Genomic DNA, 19051 nt, shown 5'->3' on the forward strand with positions numbered 1-19051 from the left:
CCTATTTTTCAATCGTACGTTTATTTTTGTTCAGTCACATGTACCTTTACAGTAGCCGTTACTTCCGGATGTAATTTAACCGGTACATTTGTGTAGCCTAATGCGCGAATGGCATCATTTAATTCAATTTTACGCTTATCTACTTTAATTTTGTGTTTTTTCTTTAATTCTTCAGCAATTTGTTTGCTTGTGATAGAACCGAATAAACGGCCGCCTTCACCAGATTTTGCTGTTAATTCAACTGTCAGTTCTTCAAGAGTTGCTTTTAACTCTTTGTTTGCTTGCAGTTCTGCAGCTGCATCTTTTTGCTCTCTATTTTTTTGTGCTTCTAATACTTTCACATTACCGCCCGTAGCTTCAACAGCATAACCATTTTTTAATAAGAAGTTATGTGCATAACCATCTGAAACATTTTTCACTTCACCTTTTTTGCCTTTTCCTTTTACATCTTTTAAGAAAATTACTTTCATGATTTTTTACCTCCATCTAAGTACTCATCAATTGCTTGTTTAAGCCTTTCTTCAGCTTCATCCAAACTAATGTCTTGAAGCTGAGTAGCAGCATTCGTTAAGTGGCCTCCGCCTTGGAGACTTTCCATAATAACTTGTACATTGATATCTCCAAGCGATCTAGCACTAATGCCAATTAGATTATCCCGTCGCTTAGAAATAACAAACGAAGCAACCACTCCGCTGATTGAAAGCAGCGTATCTGCAGCTTGCGCGATTAACACTTGATCATACATTTTGTTCGGTTCAGCACGTGAAATGGCAATACCCGCTGTATAAATCTCTGCATGTTCAATGAAGCGTGCTCGCTGTACATATTGCGTAATATCTTCTTTTAAAAACTTTTGAACAAGAACCGTATCTGCGCCTTGAGAACGTAAAAAGGACGCTGCATCAAACGTACGAGATCCCGTGCGTAATGTAAAGCTTTTTGTATCGACAATAATACCGGCTAAAAGTGCTGTTGCTTCTAGCATATCAATTTTAAATCGTTTTGGCTGGTATTCAAGAAGCTCAGTAACGAGTTCTGCTGTCGAGGAAGCATATGGCTCCATATAGACAAGAAGAGGGTCTTCGATAAAGTCTTCTCCTCGTCTATGATGATCAATGACCACGACATTTTCAATACGATTTAATAACCTTTCTTCAATAACGAGCGACGGCTTATGCGTATCTACTACTACTAAAAGAGTATCATCACTCACAAGATTTAAGGCTTCTTCAGGCGTAATAAATCGTTCCCACAGGCCTTCTTTCTTTTTAATCTCTTCTAGCATTCGCTGAACACCTGTATCAATATGATCAGGATCTAATACGATAAAACCGTCTTTCTGATTTACTTGCGCTACTTTTAATATCCCAATAGCAGCTCCTACAGCATCCATATCCGGATACTTATGACCCATGATAATCACTTTTCCACTCTCTGTAATGAGCTCTTTTAACGCGTGAGAAATAACTCTGGCACGCACGCGCGTCCGTTTTTCCATTGGATTAGTCTTGCCGCCAAAGAATTTCACTTTTCCATTCGGCTGTTTAATCGCTACTTGATCTCCACCTCGGCCTAAGGCCAAATCCAAGCTAGATTGAGCTAAAGCACCCAGCTCAGGCAAATCAGCCGCACCAGCTCCGATACCAATGCTCAATGTAAGCGGTATATTTTGTTTAGACGTCTCTTCTCGAACTTGGTCTAAGATAGAAAATTTGCTTCGCTCTAAATGAATTAAGATTTGTTCATTCATAATCGCAATAAATTTCTCAGAAGACGTACGTTTAATAAAGATACCGTATTCTTGAGCCCAACTATTTAACATAGAAGTTACTTGGCTATTCAAGTTACTTTTAACTTGATCATCCATTCCTTGCGTTAGTTCATCATAATTATCTAAAAAGATAATGCCTAAACTTGTTCGTTCTTCCTCATACAATTTTTCGATTTCTATTTGCTCTGTAATATCAAAGAAGTACAGTAAGCGCTCGTCTCGTTTAATCACCACTTTGAATTTCCGATCATGCAACGTGACAACTTCTGTTTCCACTTCTTGTTTGATCAGTGGAATAATACTCTCTGCCACATCGTATAATGATCTTCCCACTAGTGTGTCTTCACCCAGACAAGATGCTAGAAAAGGATTGGTCCATTCAATTTGATATTCATCATTAAATAGCATAATCCCAATCGGCATTTCCATTAATGCCTCTTCGCCTACTTTTTTCAACCGATGAGACAGCATTGAAATATAGGTTTCAAACTCATCGGACAGCATTCGCTCCATTCTCATGTATAGAAAAAGACAGGCTAATAGTAATATAAAGCCTATCATTCCTATGATCCAATTATGATAGGTCACGATACCTACTAAAATCAGGGCTATACTATACAATGAGTAAAATGGATAGCGAATGACGTTCTTTTTTGTAAAGACAGGCATCCATTTCAGCTCCTACTTTTTTAAGTTCCACAATATCTACTTTTTTGTGTCTAATTGTTTTCTTAAATTAAATCCTAAATCAATTATACCTAAGATGCGCACAATTTGAAGGATAATTGGAATAATTAATGCTAAAATTGTTACAACAATTGGAATTGCTTTGGCATACCCTTTTTGATGTGAGAAATAGAAAATAAAAGAGATCCCTTGTAACACGACTAGCATTTGCAGTCCCATCACGATGTTGATAATAGCTACGTACATAAATGTACCTTGTTCAATATTAAAAGATGGGAAGGATAAGATTAATGCAATCAAATAATACCATAGAATACTTTTAGGAAGTTTAAATTCACGAAAAGGCGGGAATGCTTGCACCTCATAACCTGTTCTTTTAAGAATAGGCGTAGCAATAAGCTGAGAGAAAAAGGCTAGAATAACTCCACCCATAACAATTAATAGAGGCAGCAGATTTTTAAACATATCAAATGCATCTCTCATTTGGTCAATTTGAGATTCCTTAACGTCTTGTCCTAAACTTTTCATCATTTCAATACTTTGATTAATCGATTGATCTAAAGCATTATTTATTTGCTCCATTAAATTAACATTAAAAATGACATTTGCTCCTACGAACAATAAAAGTAAACCTAAACTAAATGCAACCGTGCCGCCTAGTAAAATGGTATACCTTTTTTGTTTTTGTCGGTAAAGCATTCCTATTGCTAATCCACCAATACCAAATACAAGTGTAAAAGGAAGAGTCAATACATTTCCAAATAACAAAGTCAATAACAACCCTACTACTAAAAATAATATTGCCTTTTTCCACCCATGACGAACGGTATACACAATAAATGGAACAGCTAGCGCTAGTTGAAAAATGGTTCCCACAACAGGTATGTATAGTGAAAAAAGCAACAGCGCTACAAACAGCGCTAAAAGAGCTGCTCCTTCTGTAATATATCGAATTCCTTTCACAACTTCACCTCGTTGATATAGACTATTATTTATTTTATCGATTCAGTTCATAAGAAGCAACTATTTGACAAAAGAGCACCTATGTAATGTAAAAAGAGGCAGTAAGGGAATCCTTACTGCCTCTTTTTATACCGTTCATTATTCACCAGAAACATATGGTAATAATGCCATTTGACGAGCGCGTTTGATAGCGATCGTTAATTTACGTTGGTATTTAGCGCTTGTTCCAGTTACACGACGAGGTAAAATTTTACCACGCTCTGAAACGAATTTTTTAAGCATATCTACATCTTTGTAATCGATGTGAGTGATGCCGTTTGCTGTGAAGAAACAAACTTTACGACGTCTGTTGCGTCCACCTTTACGTCCACCTGCCATTTTGATACGCCTCCTTCCGCTTAAAAGTTTCTATAAAATTTTATACTCCGGATAATCTACTGCGAATTAAAACGGTAAATCGTCATCAGAAATGTCAATTGTCTCGCCATTATTTGCAAATGGATCATCATCAACGCGAGTATAACCTTGATTACCTGAGTTACGGTTCTGATTATCTCCAAATGGAGAGCCTTGTCCAGATCCTCCAGTGTTAGCAAAGTTACTGCGTTGCGTATCCCCACCGCCACTTTTCGGCTCTAAAAATTGCACACTTTCCGCTACAACTTCTGTTACGTATACACGACGACCGTCTTGTCCTTCGTAACTGCGAGATTGTAGTCGACCATCAACACCAGCTAAACTTCCTTTTTTAAGGAAATTGGCTGCATTTTCAGCCTGACGACGCCATACAACACAGTTGATGAAGTCAGCTTCACGTTCACCTTGCTGATTTGTAAATGTGCGGTTTACCGCTAAAGTGAATGTTGCAACCGCTGCTCCACTCGGGGTATAACGTAATTCAGGATCTTTGGTTAAGCGTCCTACGAGAATTACGCGATTCATCATCAGAACCACTCCTTAAGGAAATAAAACCCATTTATTTAAACGTTTAATTATGCTTCTTGTTTAACAACGATATGACGGATAATGTCTTCGTTGATTTTCGCAAGACGATCAAATTCAGAAACTGCTTCTGAAGTAGCCGCCACGTCAAGAATCATGTAGTAACCGTCACGGAAATCATTGATTTCGTATGCTAAACGACGTTTACCCCATTCTTTAACATTTGCGATTTCAGCACCATTATCAGTTAATACGCCGTTGAAGCGCTCAACTAATGCTTTCTTTGCTTCGTCATCAATGCTTGGACGGATGATGTACATTACTTCATACTTTCTCATCACTGTCACCTCCTTTTGGTCTAACGGCCCGAAACGGGCAAGGAGCAATAAAATATTACTCACGAATTAAAATTATAGCACACTACCCTAGGCAAAGCAATATGCATTGCGGGCTGTTTCGTAAATATAAGCTAATATTTTCGCCAACGATAAAAGCCGAAAGAAGATATCTTCTTTCGGCTTTTAATCTTATACGTTAAAGCGGAAATGCATAACGTCTCCGTCTTTTACGATGTATTCTTTTCCTTCTAAACGTACTTTTCCAGCTTCACGAGCTGCTCCCATTGTTTTAGCAGCTAATAAATCCTCGTATGACACCGTTTCTGCACGAATAAATCCACGTTCAAAATCTGTATGAATAATACCTGCACACTCAGGAGCTTTCATACCTTGTGTAAACGTCCACGCGCGTACTTCTTGCTCACCAGCTGTAAAGTACGTAGCTAATCCAAGTAAATCGTACGCTGCACGTACAAGCTGATCTAGACCTGACTGTTCAATGCCTAGTTCTTCAAGGAACATTGCTTTTTCTTCTCCTTCAAGTTCAGCAATTTCAGATTCAATGCGTGCGCAAACAACAATTACTTCTGCACCTTCGCTTGCCGCATACTCACGCACTTTTGCTACATATTCGTTAGCAGATGCATCGGCTACTTCATCTTCAGCAACGTTTGCTACATAAAGAATAGGCTTAATCGTTAGCAAGTGAAATTGTTTTACTAATTTCATTTGTTCTTCTGTAAATGATACAGCACGAGCTGGCTGATCACTTTCAAATGCATTCTTTAGTTTCTCTAGAATTTCGTATTCATACATTGCTTCTTTGTCTTTTTGTTTAGCCATTTTTTGAACACGGCCAATACGTTTCTCTACCGTTTCTAAATCTGCTAAAATCAACTCTAAATTAATTGTTTCAATATCTGAGATAGGATCTACTTTTCCTGAAACGTGCGTGATGTTTTCATCTTCAAAACAACGCACAACGTGACAAATCGCATCTACTTCTCGAATATGAGATAAGAATTTATTTCCCAATCCTTCACCTTTACTAGCACCTTTTACGATTCCAGCGATATCTGTGAATTCAAATGCTGTTGGGATTGTTTTTTTAGGTTTTACAAGCTCTGTAAGTTTTTGAAGACGATGATCAGGTACTTCTACGATACCTACGTTAGGATCAATCGTACAGAAAGGGTAGTTCGCAGATTCTGCGCCCGCTTGTGTAATTGCATTAAATAATGTTGATTTTCCAACGTTAGGAAGACCAACAATTCCAGCTGTTAAAGCCATATATTTATTCACTCCTCTTTATATATCCGAAACAAGTTAACCTGTCACAATTATAGTGAGTCAACTTTTGAAATACAAGTTTGACAAAGAACCTTTAACCGCATGGGGTTAAGGTGCCTCATTTTGTCCCACCTTACAGTATAAGGCATAAACATAGAAAATGCATGAGGTTATTCCTCATGCTTTACAAGAATTTTTTTCATTTTACGTGCAAAATCACGTCTTGGAATCATTACGCTATGGCCGCAGCCTTCACATTTAATACGGATATCCATTCCCATTCGAATGATTTTCCATTCATTTGTACCGCAAGGATGAGGTTTTTTCATTTCCACAACGTCATTTAAACCAAATTCTTTTTCCGTCATCAGCTCTCTCCTCCTTATGTCCCTTTCAACGTCGACGAATGCTGTGCTTCTTCTGTACGATTATACATAACCATACGTGGAAATGGAACTTCAATTCCATGTTCATTTAGCCTTGTACGCACTTCTTTACGAATCATACGAGAAATATGGAAATGTCTCATTGGTTTTACTTCGCTTGTAATCCTCATTGTGACTTCAGTTGCATGGATATTTTGAACCCCCAGCAGTTCAGGCGTTTTCACCATATCTTCATAGCGACTTGGCAATTCTTCTAACAGGTCTAAAATCACTTGTTCTGCTTTTTGTATGTTTTCTTCATAAGAAATGCTTACATCAACGAAAGCTACGCTGTTATGTAACGAAAAATTAGTGACCTCTACAATACTGCCATTGGGTAAAATATTAATTTCGCCTGTCCAACTCTTAATCTTCGTTGTGCGCAACCCAATTTCTTCCACAGTCCCCTCAAATGTTCCTACTCGAACATAATCGCCAACGGAGAACTGATCTTCAAAGATAATAAAAAACCCCGTGATGATGTCTTTCACTAAGTTTTGAGCACCAAACCCTACCGCGAGCCCTACGATTCCAGCCCCCGCTAGCAATCCACGGACATCTACCGATAACGTTTCTAAAATCATAACTCCCGCAACGAAATAAATGGCATAAGAAAAAATATTTTGAAGCAAACGGACCATCGTAGCTTCTCGTCGCTCAGAAATACGTAGAGGGCTATTTGTGCGAACCTCTACGAATTTATTTAACGCTTTCTTTCCAATTCGAATTAAAAACATGGAAATAAGTAGAATCAACAGAATTTTTATAAATCCCTCTCCAATATGTGCCCACGTTTCTTCTTGAAAAAATGGCTCAAACACGTTCTTAAAAACCGACTTCAACGAATTCATACTACATGTAGCTCCTAACGTAACATAATCTGCATATGAGAAAGTTTTAACCTATTGTAGCAAGTTTCTACGAACTTTTGTAGCGATTTCGAAATGGATACAACAGAACGGCTGTTACTAGAAATAAATTGACGATTCCATACATTGGATACAAAACGGCAATCAAAGTAGAAAACCCTACCTTTGTAAAGGGAATCATTAAAAGTAGCCAGCAGGCTGCCAGTTTCCAAAGAGATTGCACCTTTTCAGTATGAAAACGCGCGGTCAACCCTAAAATTCCCGAAACGGCTGTCGTATAAATTGCGATAAGCAAAACAATGCTCATTAAAAACGTCATCATATAAGGAAAATCTTTAAGAATAGCGAATAATGGAATTTCATAAGAGGAAAGAAGCCCTGAAACTTGAATAAGTGATTCATTATAAATAAAGGAGAGACCTCCTAATAAAAAACCACTGCCAACACTTGCAATATAAATCTCTTTTTTGCTTTTAATTTCCTTTCCAATTGTAGATAATACCGCGACGAGAGGAAGAATATTCAAAGCCGTAAAGGTAAAAGCAGCAGGCCAATTATGCTGAAGATGCCAATTAGTTACTCCAGGATGACGTAAAACAAATGTAAGAAGTACGCCAGCTAGTCCAATCATTAAGATTGGCATAACGAAAGAATTGATAGAAAGCAGTCCACTTAATCCTCTTGAAAAAACAAAGACAATCAACGCACTAAGAGCACCAATTCCCCACCAGTAAGGAACATGCCACATTTCCAATGTCGCCCCGCCGCCTGCGATCATAATCACCGTCGTCGTAAACAAATAAAAAACGATTAAAACGTCGTAGGCTGCAGCCCATTTCTTTCCTATTAATTCAATTAGTACTGGGTAAAATTGATTGGTTCGATAGCGATAGCTGATTTGCATAATCACATTGCAAGAAATCGCAAAAATAATAGAAAATAGAAAAATAGCAAGTCCGCTTTCTTCACCAAAAAACTGCCATAGTTCTCTTCCAGAAGCATATCCAGCGCCTATCATGGTTCCCATAATTAAGAATATCCATTTACATCCTGCTCTCCACATCGATTTTCCCCCAATCTATGAAATATATGTATAGAATCTTCAAAATCTTCGTATACTGTTACTATTATGTATAAGGAGTGGACCCTATGAATTTAAAATCTCCCTTCTTTGAGAAGACACAACATTCAACCCGCGTATTTCATGATGAAGAATCTGCTATAAAGAAGCTGAGTACACAGTTACTATCTTTACTTCCAGCACAGAAAGACAGACCAATTGTTTTTGTATGTATTGGAACGGACCGTTCAACTGGGGACTCATTGGGTCCATTAGTCGGAACGAAACTGAATGAAAAAAAGGTTTCATCTTTTCATATTTTTGGAACGTTAGAAGAGCCTGTTCATGCTGTTAATTTGAAAGAAACGTTAAAACATATTCAAAAGCTTTTCCCGAATCCTTTTATTATTGGAATTGATGCTTGTTTAGGTCGTATGAAAAGCGTAGGCTCTGCATCACTTGGAATAGGACCCGTTAAACCAGGAGCAGGGGTTAATAAAGAATTGCCGCCAGTCGGGGATATTCATATAACAGGGGTTGTCAACGTGAGCGGATTTATGGAGTTTTTCGTCTTGCAAAATACGAGGCTTCATCTTGTTATGTGCATTGCCGATTTAATTGCGAAAAGCATTGAGACTGTACACAACGAACGAGAGAAAGAGTTTAATGCTTCTCCGGTTTACCAAACTGTAAGACACTATAAACAATAAAAAGGTTGTCCTAAAACTAGGACAACCTTTTTTATACAGAAGATTTATTGGTCTGAGAAAGATCATTAAATAATTCAAGAAGACGGTTTAAATCTTCTTTAGAGAAAAATTCGATTTCAATTTTTCCTTTTTTCTTGCTTTGTGTAATATGAACAGAGGTACCAAAGCGCTCACGGAGCTGTGTTTCACTTTGTTTTATGAATAAATCTTTATCTTTTTTGGTTTTTGATGTTTCACGTGGAACGGCTTTATTTAAGTGAGCAATATAAGCCTCTAGCTGTCTGACATTTAATTGTTCCTTGCGTATTTTTTCAACTACTTTAGGTAGAAGAGCTTTATTTTTTAAACCGACTAGCGTACGCCCGTGTCCCATAGACAATTCATTAGTAGAAATGAGGGTTTGAATTTCCTCAGGCAGTTGCAAGAGGCGAACATAGTTAGCAATATGAGGTCGGCTTTTTCCTAGTCGTGTAGCAAGTTGCTCCTGTGTCATATCGAGCTTATCCATAAGCAATTGATAAGCGGTTGCTTCTTCAATTGGCGTCAAATCTTCACGCTGTAAATTCTCCAACAAAGCTAGTTCCATCATTTGCTTTTCTGAAAAGTCTTTTATAATGACAGGAACAGTAGCAAGGTCAGCTTCTTTAGCAGCTCTAAATCGTCTTTCACCCGCTAAGATTTCATAGCCTTTAATGCTTTTGCGAGCTACAATAGGCTGTAAGATGCCATGATGTAAAATGGATTGCTTTAACTCATTAATTGCTTCTTTATTAAACGTTTTACGTGGTTGATAGGGGTTGGGTCTAAGTTCGTGAATAGCAACTTCCTGAATTGAATCATCAGCCTGTGCATCTAAGCCTGAAAATAAGGCATTAATTCCTTTCCCTAATCCTTTCGCCATTATAAATCACTTCCTTTGCAAGTTCCGTATAAACTGCGGCCCCTCTAGATCTTGCATCATATAAGATAATTGGTTCACCATGACTAGGTGCTTCGCTCAAACGAACATTTCGAGGAATAATCGTTTGATAAACCCGATCCTGAAAGTATTTCTTCACTTCTGCTGTTACCTGGAGTCCCAAATTTGTGCGTGCGTCAAGCATAGTAAGCAATACACCTTCGATACGCAGTTGATTATTCAAATGTTTTTGGACTAATCTAACGGTATTTAGCAATTGACTTAATCCTTCAAGCGCATAATATTCACACTGTACAGGTATTAAAACAGAATCAGCTGCAGTTAACGCATTTAATGTCAGTAAACCAAGAGAAGGGGGACAATCAATAATAACATAATCAAAGTGATCTTTCACCGTTTCTAAAGCTCTCTTAAGTCGAACTTCACGTGAAATAGTCGACACTAATTCAATTTCTGCACCAGCTAATTGAATGGTCGCGGGAATGATTGATAAATTTTCGACGGCTGTTGAACGCACAACGTTTTTGGCTTCCATATCTTCCACTACTACATTGTAAATACATTCATCTACATCTGCTTTATCTATGCCAACTCCACTCGTAGCGTTACCCTGTGGATCTCCGTCTACAAGTAGAACCTTTTTTCCTTGTTCAGCTAAACAAGCGCCTAAATTAACAGCGGTTGTTGTTTTTCCAACCCCGCCTTTTTGATTCGCAACTGCCACAATTTTCCCCATGTTGTCACCTACTTTCATTTCCATCCCATTTGTCCAGACAGTTTTATTGTTCATTGAATTTTCTGACGAAAAACTTTGATAAAAAAGCCTCATCAAAAAAAGATGAGGGCTATTTCTTTATTTTTTCGGAATCTTAATAGTAAACTGAAAATATTCATCAAACTCTTCTTCTTCTGTGTTTAATGAAATACCGCTGTCACTAACCATTGTCAACGATTGACGGATTGTATTCATTGCGATACGCGTATCTTTACTAAACGCTTTTCTTTTTGCTTTTGGCTTTTTAACCTGCGTTTCTAACAATTTAACTACTCGATCTTCCGTTTGTTTTACATTTAATTGTTTTTCAATAATCTCAGCTAATACTTGAAGTTGTTTTTCTTGATTTTTGAGGGGAATGAGCGCTCTCGCATGTCGCTCTGTAATCAATTTTTGTTTGATTGCTTCTTGTATTTCAACAGGAAGCTTTAACAAACGAAGCTTGTTTGCAATTGTGGATTGGCCTTTTCCTAAACGTTGAGCTAATGCCTCTTGGGTAAGATTATGTAACTCAATTAACTTTGCGTAGGCTAGTGCTTCTTCGACAGCCGTTAGCTCTTCACGTTGTAAGTTTTCTATTAAAGCCACAGAGGCCGTTTCTGTATCGTTAAAATGTTTCACAATTGCAGGAACCGTATCCCATCCTAAGCTTTGTACAGCTCTCCACCGGCGTTCTCCAGCAATTAATTCGTATTCTTCGCCCTCAGTCGGTCGAACCACAATAGGTTGAATAATACCGTGTGTATGAATAGTAAGAGCTAGCTCTTCAATTTTTGCTTCATTAAACACAGTACGCGGCTGATAACGATTCGGAATAATACTTGAAACCCTAATTTGTTTTACTTCATCTCTTAAAACTTTTTCGACATTTTCATCTTGGACAGTTTCAATCTCTACATGAATATCCTCATCTTTTTCTTTTAAATTAAAAAAACGTGAAAAAGCAGATTTCATAGTCCCACACCACCTTCAGGAAAATCCCGCCTTAAACTAATTCGATGTTTTTTAATCATATCCTGCTTTCTAAACAGAAAATATAGAGAAGAAAATGTTTCATATGAAACATTTTCTTCTCTATCTATTTACCGCCTACTCTAATGGAAGCTTAACTGGGGTACCAGGTTTTCTAGGATATTTTTTAGGCGTTTTCTTTATTTTATCTATTAAAATAATGTAACGTTCACTTTGCTCCAAAGGCAATTGGAAATGTTCAATCGACTTCACTTTTCCACCTAATACTTGAAATGATTTTTCCCCATTTTTTAATTCCTCAGGGGCAGAAGCACCTTTCATTGCTAAAAAGCGTCCTTGTTCTTTAACAAGCGGTAAGCAAAATTCATTAAGAACCGAGATACGTGCCACGGCTCTTGCTGTTACAAGATCGAATGACTCGCGAATCGTTTCTTTTTTACCAAATGTTTCAGCTCGATCATGACATAGTGTGACATTGTCTAGTTCAAGCTCATTTACAAGATGCGTCAAAAACGTAATACGCTTTTGTAACGAATCAACAATGGTTACATGCAAATGCGGGAAACAAATTTTGATCGGAATACTTGGAAATCCTGCTCCTGCCCCTACATCACACATGGATTCAATTTCTGTAAAGTCTTGAAAAAAAGCAGCTGAAATAGAATCGTAAAAATGCTTTTCATACACTTCACCGTGATCAGTGATAGCAGTTAAATTCATTTTTTCGTTCCATTCCACTAAAACTTGATAATACTTTTCAAATTGATTCAGCTGTTTAGAAGAAAGAGAAATTCCCTTTTCTTCTAATAGCTGTTGAAACTGTTGAATATTCATTGAGTTTCCCTTTCTTCGCGCCTAAGAGTTTTAATCATTTGATACTTTAGCGATGCGCCCTTGTTCAATATAAACAAGCAAGATTGAAATATCAGCTGGGTTGACTCCAGAAATACGTGAAGCTTGCGCTACCGTTAGTGGACGCACTTGGTTTAATTTTTGACGGGCTTCTGTAGCTAAACCGTTAATTGCATCATAATCGATATAATCAGGAATCTTTTTGTTTTCTAACTTCTTCAAGCGTTCAACTTGTTGAAGTGATTTCTGAATATATCCTTCGTATTTCACCTGAATTTCTACTTGTTCAGCTACTTCAGGATCTACCGTCTCATCCGCTGGTGCTAATTGATGAATATGAGTATACGTCATTTCAGGGCGGCGAAGTAAATCTGTCGCACGAATGCCATCTTTTAATTCGCTGCCGCCAGCTTCTTTAATCAGTTGTTGAACAGCTTCATTCGGCTTAATAATAAAAGAAAAAAGACGTTTCTTCTCTTGCTCGATTTCCGCTTTCTTTTGTTCAAATTTAGCATAGCGCTCATCGCTGATTAATCCTAGTTCACGACCAATTTCAGTGAGGCGTAAATCAGCGTTGTCGTGACGAAGCAATAAACGATATTCTGCACGCGATGTTAGCAGACGATACGGTTCATTTGTTCCTTTTGTTACTAAATCATCCACCAATACACCGATGTAAGCATCAGAACGTCCTAAGATGACTTCTTCTTGTTCCAGCGCTCTTCTTCCCGCGTTAATTCCGGCAAGAAGACCTTGGCCTGCAGCTTCTTCATAACCAGACGTTCCGTTAATTTGTCCAGCCGTATAAAGATTTTTAATTTTCTTCGTTTCCAGCGTTGGCCATAACTGAGTCGGAACAATTGCATCATATTCAATAGCATAGCCCGCACGCATCATTTGGACTTTCTCAAGGCCAGGAATTGTTGCAAGCATTTGACGCTGTACGTGCTCAGGAAGGCTTGTTGATAGTCCTTGAACATATACTTCTTGCGTATTTCGTCCTTCTGGCTCTAAGAAAATTTGGTGACGCGGTTTATCATTAAAGCGCACAACCTTATCTTCAATAGATGGACAGTAGCGTGGTCCAGTACCTTTGATCATCCCAGAATACATAGGGGATAAGTGGAGGTTGTCATCAATAATTTGATGCGTTTGTTCACTTGTATATGTTAACCAGCAAGGCAATTGATCTGTAATGTACTGTGTTGTTTCATATGAGAAAGCACGAGGCACATCATCCCCAGGCTGAATCTCCGTTTTGCTGTAATCGATAGTTGAGCTATTAACACGAGGTGGAGTTCCTGTTTTAAAACGGACCATGTCCAGTCCTAACTCCTCTAAGTGTTCAGAAAGCTTAATAGCCGGTTGTTGATTGTTAGGACCGCTTGAGTATTTTAGTTCACCTAAAATAATTTCCCCGCGTAAGAATGTTCCTGTCGTAATAACAACTGTTTTAGCTTTATACACAGCTCCCGTTTGAGTGACAACACCTGTACATACACCGTCTTCTACGATTAACTGTTCTACCATGCCTTGCATAAGGGTTAGGTTTTCTTCATTTTCTAACGTTTTTTTCATTTCATGCTGATAAGCAAATTTATCTGCTTGAGCTCTAAGTGCTCGAACAGCCGGACCTTTTCCTGTGTTTAACATTCTCATTTGAATATGAGTTTTATCGATATTTCTACCCATTTCTCCGCCAAGAGCATCAATTTCACGTACGACAATACCTTTTGCAGGACCACCTACAGAAGGATTGCAGGGCATAAACGCCACCATGTCTAAGTTGATGGTCAACGTTAACGTTTTAGCACCCATACGCGCAGAAGCAAGCGCCGCTTCACATCCTGCATGACCTGCTCCAATGACAATAACATCATATTGTCCACCTTCATATTGCATAATAGTAGCCTCCTTTAATAATCTATTTTCCTAAACAGAATTGAGAGAACAACTGATCAATTAAGCTTTCGTGAACAGCATCACCAATAATTTCACCTAATAGTTCCCACGTTCTTGTTAAATCAATTTGGACAATATCGATTGGAACACCACTTTCAATACCTGTGATGGCCTCATCGATAGCTCCTCTTGCTTGCGTTAAAAGCGCAATATGTCTCGTATTAGATAAATATGTTAAATCTTGAGATTCAATTGTTCCTTCAAAGAAAAGAGCTGCGATTGCTTCTTCAAGCTGATCGACTCCTTGTTCTTGAAGAAGCGAAGTCGTCACTACTGGATGATCACCAGCAAATTGCTGCACTTCCTCTAGATTAATTTTTTGCTCAAGATCTGTTTTATTCACAATGACAATAACGTCCATGCCTTCTACAGCTTCAAATAGCTTTTTATCTTCGTCCGTTAATTCTTCATTGAAATTCAACACAAGCAAAATTAAATCCGCTTCTTTCAAATACTGACGGGAGCGTTCCACACCAATTCGTTCTACAATATCTTCTGTTTCACGAATTCCAGCTGTATCAACTAATCGTAGAGGAACTCCTCGCACATTAACGTACTCTTCGATCACATCTCGCGTCGTTCCAGGAATGTCTGTGACAATAGCCTTTGCATCTTGCACTAAACTATTTAGAAGAGAAGATTTCCCTACATTAGGACGTCCAATAATAACCGTAGCTAATCCTTCTCTTAAAATTTTCCCTTGATGAGAGGTTTGAAGAAGCTTATCAATTTCTTGGCGTACATTTGAAGCTTTTTCGATCAACACTTGGTGAGTCATTTCCTCTACATCGTCATATTCTGGATAGTCAATGTTCACTTCTACATGGGCAAGTGTTTCGAGAATTTCCTGGCGTAAATGACGTACTAGCTTGGACAAACGCCCTTCCATTTGGCCAATTGCCATATTCATCGCTTTATCTGTTTTGGCACGAATTAAATCCATTACAGCTTCTGCTTGTGATAAGTCTACTCGACCATTTAAAAATGCTCGTTTTGTAAACTCACCTGGCTCGGCTAAACGGGCACCATTTGCAATAACTAACTGCAGCACACGATTAACGGATACAATTCCTCCGTGACAGTTAATTTCAATAATGTCTTCTCTAGTAAATGTCTTGGGACCTTTCATAATGGAAAGCATCACTTCTTCAACGACTTGCTCCGTCTTGGGATCTACGATATGACCGTAGTGAATAGTATGAGAAGCTACGTCTGTTAATCGTTTATTCGAAACGCTTTTAAAGATACGATCTGCAATCGTAATTGCTTCTTCACCACTCAGGCGGACGATGGCAATAGCTCCTTCTCCCATTGGTGTAGAAATGGCCGCAATTGTATCAAAATCTAGCACCAACTTCACCTCATTTCATTTTATAAACCTTTTATTTTAAACGATGTTATATACTATCATCGTTAACAATTTTCTACGAACAAAAACATCTATTTTAAGGCCCGTGATTTGTATGAACCAAATAAATAGAATACCACAATTCACCGATTTGGAACATCTCTAACGTTCTTCTGTTATGCACAGCAAGAAAAACAGGCAGTATGTACTATTTTAACTTATCCACATGTGAATAACAACGTATGCATCTTGATTTTTTGAACGCTGGATCGATAAAATAAGCATATAAAAAAGCACTAGCTTATTTTGCTAGTGCTTTTTGGCAACTGGCTGAACCAAAATACTTCTTTTGGGTTCTTTGCCAACGGATTGTGTCTCAACTAAAGAATTTTTAGCTAACGCTTGGTGAATCATTTTTCTTTCATGGGAAGGCATTGGTTCTAGTTGAACAGATCGATTCGTTTTAATCGCCTGATTAGCTATTTTTAATGCCAGTTTTTCGACCATTTCTTTTCGTTTTTCCCGGTAGCCTTCTGGATTTAAGACAACATTTAAAAATTGCTGACTGTATCGATTAGCTACCAATTGTGTGAGAAGCTGGAGCGCATTGAGGGTTTGTCCATGTTTTCCAATCAACATTCCCGCTGAATCGCTACTAATCTCAATTATGCAGTTTCTGGAGGTTTTTTTGACGTTCGTATGAATCGAAATCCCCATTTCACGGCTAACATTTGTAATAAAATGAACCGCTTCCTCTACAGGGTCAACTATTTTTGTAACTTTTACAACTGCGGGTTTTCCCTTAAAGATTCCTAAAAATCCTTTTTTACCTGGTTCAATTATTTCTACATTTGTTTGATTTCGCTCTACTTCTAAAGCATTTAATGCTTCTTGAACAGCAGCTTCAATCGTCTGGGCCGTAATTGTGATTTCGTTCATTTTTTAACCCCTTCAATATTCGCTTGTTTTAAGTCTGGCCCTTTAATGAAGTAGGTTTGAATAATCATAAATAGATTTCCCACTACCCAATAAAGAGATAAGGCGGCTGGAAAATTGATTGCAAAAACCACAATCATGATCGGCATAATCCAAAGCATCATAGCCATTTGAGGATTTTGATTTGCATTTCCGGCCATCATCATCTTTTGCTGAATAAACGTTGTGATTCCTGCGACAATTGGTAAGATAAATAGCGGATCACGCGCACCTAAATCAAACCATAAAAAGCTGTTGTTTGCGATTTCCGAAGTTCGTGTAATCGCGTGGAAAATCCCAATAAGAATGGGCATTTGAATTAGAATTGGGAAGCACCCAGCTAAAGGATTTACTCCGTAAGTTTGGAATAATGCCATCGTTTCTTTCTGCAATTGCTGCTGCGTCTGGGCATCTTTTGAACTGTACTTCTCCTTTAACTTCTGCATTTCGGGCTGAAGCATCTGCATTGCTTTCGTGTTTCTCATCTGTTTGATCATAAGCGGTAGAATAAGTAAGCGAATCAGGATCGTGACAACGATGATCGCAACTCCATAGCTTTTAAATACCTCCGCCAGATACGTAATGACTAATGACAGCGGATACACAACATACTCATTCCAAAAACCTTTACTATCATCTGTAATAGGTTGGTTCATTTCCGTACAACCCGCTAAAACAGTTAATAGAAAGATAAGCGTTATCCCTAAAAACAACTTCTTCTTCACCTGTTTTTCCTCCTTCTACATGTTCACCTTTCAATTCTGAAAGTGCGTCAAAATCCATTATATAAGGATGCGGTAGAAAAACAACAGCTATTAAAGGCTTTTCTTCTATTGTTTATTAATCGTTTTGTCTATGTGTAAGTAATTTGCCACGCTTAAAGACATGCTGCAAACTGCTTTTAATTTCTTCATAGCTCATTGTTGCAGCAGGCTGCCTTGCAATTACAATATAATCTTTGTCTTGCTTTAAATACGGTGTGAATTCAAACATAATTTGTTTAGCAAGGCGCTTAACTCGATTACGAGTCACGGCATTTCCAATCTTTTTGCCCACGGAGAATCCTACGCGGAAATGTTCTTGATCCGGTTTGTCTAGAACATACAAGACAAATTGGCGATTCGCTACGGACTTGCCCTTTTTAAAAACGGTTTGAAATTCATCATTCTTTTTTATACGATATCTTTTTTTCATTTTTAACAACTCCTGCCCTTTTTCAGGTCATGCTTTTATGTAGTCCCTACAGGAACAGAGGTGATTTTAGCCTTAGAAAGCGAAAAAAGACCACTGGCGTCAGTGGTCTATTATGCTGATAATACTTTTCTTCCTTTACGACGACGACGAGCTAAAACTTTACGTCCATTCGCTGAGCTCATACGAGCGCGGAAACCGTGTACTTTACTGTGCTTACGTTTGTTTGGTTGGTAAGTTCTTTTCATCTATAAACACCTCCTCGAGGAATAACTGAAAAAGACAGTCCTTGCAATTATAATGAAAAGACTAAGAAGATGTCAATGTTATTTAAAAAATAAAATTTTCAATCTCTTGGTTTCATTATCTGTTTTACTCAATCTTCTTCATTCTAATATCTTTATAACCCAATTGTCTATACCTAATCAATAAAATTCATTGATTTATTAAAGAAAAAATTTTTCCTTTTCATCTCTTTTTCTTTCTCTACCAGCTGCGATCGCATCGTTACTGAACAAAACTACAACAATAAATGTTATAAAAAGCCTCTTTTTTATTCAAATTCTTCTCTTAAACCTTTGTGGATAAGTTTTTTCGACATTTTTCTACTTTTCCATTTCTTATCGACAACTCATGCACACTATCTTGTGTTGTGGAAAACTTTTCTCCACAAGGTGTAGTGATTGTGGATAAGTTTCGAAAATCCATTGCATCATGCCGAATTCTTTGATATTATATTTTTGTTTTCACTCTTAATTACTTTTCCACAGTTGGTTTTTATCCACAAACTGTGGACAACTTGTGGACATCATTTCCACTATCACTGTATAAAGTTATCCACACCATGTGGAATCTGTCGAATAGTCGGCTTTCTTCTATAATATATATTTACCCACATAATAGCAATTGTATAAATATAAATTTTTTATGCATAAGGTTTTGTACAGGTTGTACAAGGGTTGTACAAAGCGCATGAAAACTAGAAAAAGGAGGGGTTACTCG

At 37.8% G+C, this 19051-nt stretch carries 21 protein-coding genes; 1 reads left to right on the plus strand and 20 read right to left on the minus strand.

The window, feature by feature from the left end:
• Positions 1-20: 20 nt before the first annotated feature.
• The 10 genes from rplI to MKX72_RS26615 all read right to left on the minus strand — a co-directional run bounded on the left by rplI (position 21) and on the right by MKX72_RS26615 (position 8348).
• Positions 21-470, minus strand: a complete 450-nt coding sequence (gene rplI / locus MKX72_RS26570; protein ID WP_013059910.1) for a 50S ribosomal protein L9 — start codon at positions 468-470, stop codon at positions 21-23.
• On the minus strand, positions 467-2440 hold the full coding sequence (locus tag MKX72_RS26575; RefSeq protein WP_025752414.1) for a DHH family phosphoesterase: 1974 nt from the start codon (positions 2438-2440) through the stop codon (positions 467-469). The genes rplI and MKX72_RS26575 overlap by 4 nt, the downstream gene beginning before the upstream one ends.
• 36 nt (positions 2441-2476) lie before the next feature.
• Positions 2477-3421: a YybS family protein gene (locus MKX72_RS26580; RefSeq protein WP_033580875.1), complete on the minus strand. Its 945-nt coding sequence runs from the start codon at positions 3419-3421 to the stop codon at positions 2477-2479.
• Between the two features lie 138 nt (positions 3422-3559).
• Complete coding sequence (gene rpsR / locus MKX72_RS26585; protein WP_013059913.1) at positions 3560-3799, minus strand: 30S ribosomal protein S18; 240 nt, start codon at positions 3797-3799, stop codon at positions 3560-3562.
• Positions 3800-3865: 66 nt separating this feature from the next.
• Positions 3866-4366 carry a single-stranded DNA-binding protein gene (gene ssb, locus MKX72_RS26590; RefSeq protein WP_013059914.1) on the minus strand — a complete coding sequence of 167 codons (501 nt, stop codon included), beginning with the start codon at positions 4364-4366 and terminating at the stop codon, positions 3866-3868.
• Positions 4367-4413: 47 nt separating this feature from the next.
• Complete coding sequence (rpsF, locus tag MKX72_RS26595; protein WP_013059915.1) at positions 4414-4701, minus strand: 30S ribosomal protein S6; 288 nt, start codon at positions 4699-4701, stop codon at positions 4414-4416.
• 189 nt (positions 4702-4890) lie between these two features.
• Positions 4891-5991, minus strand: a complete 1101-nt coding sequence (gene ychF, locus MKX72_RS26600) for a redox-regulated ATPase YchF (RefSeq protein ID WP_028411917.1) — start codon at positions 5989-5991, stop codon at positions 4891-4893.
• A 170-nt stretch (positions 5992-6161) separates the two neighbouring features.
• Positions 6162-6359, minus strand: coding sequence for a DUF951 domain-containing protein (locus tag MKX72_RS26605; protein ID WP_013059917.1), 198 nt, complete (start codon positions 6357-6359; stop codon positions 6162-6164).
• Between the two features lie 14 nt (positions 6360-6373).
• Entirely contained in the window at positions 6374-7267 is an 894-nt protein-coding gene (locus tag MKX72_RS26610) for a mechanosensitive ion channel family protein (RefSeq protein ID WP_028409761.1), read from the minus strand.
• Positions 7268-7334: 67 nt separating this feature from the next.
• Positions 7335-8348, minus strand: coding sequence for a YkvI family membrane protein (locus MKX72_RS26615; protein ID WP_028411916.1), 1014 nt, complete (start codon positions 8346-8348; stop codon positions 7335-7337).
• A gap of 86 nt (positions 8349-8434) precedes the next feature.
• Between MKX72_RS26615 and yyaC the strand changes: the two genes are divergently transcribed.
• The gene (gene yyaC, locus MKX72_RS26620) at positions 8435-9055 is read left to right on the plus strand and encodes a spore protease YyaC (protein WP_028411915.1); all 621 of its coding nucleotides are present in this window, start codon (positions 8435-8437) and stop codon (positions 9053-9055) included.
• A 31-nt stretch (positions 9056-9086) separates the two neighbouring features.
• On the opposite strand, the gene MKX72_RS26625 is transcribed toward yyaC, so the two are convergent.
• The 10 genes from MKX72_RS26625 to rpmH all read right to left on the minus strand — a co-directional run bounded on the left by MKX72_RS26625 (position 9087) and on the right by rpmH (position 18297).
• Positions 9087-9956, minus strand: coding sequence for a ParB/RepB/Spo0J family partition protein (locus MKX72_RS26625; protein WP_013059921.1), 870 nt, complete (start codon positions 9954-9956; stop codon positions 9087-9089).
• On the minus strand, positions 9928-10710 hold the full coding sequence (locus MKX72_RS26630; protein WP_013059922.1) for a ParA family protein: 783 nt from the start codon (positions 10708-10710) through the stop codon (positions 9928-9930). Before MKX72_RS26630 ends, MKX72_RS26625 begins: the two co-directional genes overlap by 29 nt.
• A 117-nt stretch (positions 10711-10827) precedes the next feature.
• A complete protein-coding gene (gene noc / locus MKX72_RS26635; protein WP_013059923.1) occupies positions 10828-11703 on the minus strand; it encodes a nucleoid occlusion protein in 876 nt (291 codons plus the stop codon).
• A 135-nt stretch (positions 11704-11838) separates the two neighbouring features.
• Positions 11839-12555, minus strand: coding sequence for a 16S rRNA (guanine(527)-N(7))-methyltransferase RsmG (gene rsmG / locus MKX72_RS26640; protein ID WP_013085565.1), 717 nt, complete (start codon positions 12553-12555; stop codon positions 11839-11841).
• Positions 12556-12585: 30 nt separating this feature from the next.
• Entirely contained in the window at positions 12586-14475 is a 1890-nt protein-coding gene (gene mnmG / locus MKX72_RS26645; RefSeq protein ID WP_013059925.1) for a tRNA uridine-5-carboxymethylaminomethyl(34) synthesis enzyme MnmG, read from the minus strand.
• Between the two features lie 22 nt (positions 14476-14497).
• Positions 14498-15886: a tRNA uridine-5-carboxymethylaminomethyl(34) synthesis GTPase MnmE gene (mnmE, locus tag MKX72_RS26650; RefSeq protein WP_028411914.1), complete on the minus strand. Its 1389-nt coding sequence runs from the start codon at positions 15884-15886 to the stop codon at positions 14498-14500.
• Positions 15887-16192: 306 nt separating this feature from the next.
• On the minus strand, positions 16193-16822 hold the full coding sequence (jag, locus tag MKX72_RS26655; protein ID WP_028411913.1) for an RNA-binding cell elongation regulator Jag/EloR: 630 nt from the start codon (positions 16820-16822) through the stop codon (positions 16193-16195).
• Positions 16819-17583, minus strand: a complete 765-nt coding sequence (spoIIIJ, locus tag MKX72_RS26660) for a YidC family membrane integrase SpoIIIJ (RefSeq protein WP_028411912.1) — start codon at positions 17581-17583, stop codon at positions 16819-16821. Before spoIIIJ ends, jag begins: the two co-directional genes overlap by 4 nt.
• A 115-nt stretch (positions 17584-17698) precedes the next feature.
• Positions 17699-18052: a ribonuclease P protein component gene (gene rnpA / locus MKX72_RS26665; protein ID WP_013059929.1), complete on the minus strand. Its 354-nt coding sequence runs from the start codon at positions 18050-18052 to the stop codon at positions 17699-17701.
• A gap of 110 nt (positions 18053-18162) precedes the next feature.
• Entirely contained in the window at positions 18163-18297 is a 135-nt protein-coding gene (rpmH, locus tag MKX72_RS26670; protein WP_013059930.1) for a 50S ribosomal protein L34, read from the minus strand.
• Between the last annotated feature and the right edge of the window lie 754 nt (positions 18298-19051).

Source organism: Priestia sp. FSL R5-0597, assembly GCF_038006305.1.
Taxonomy (GTDB): Bacteria; Bacillota; Bacilli; order Bacillales; family Bacillaceae_H; genus Priestia; species Priestia zanthoxyli.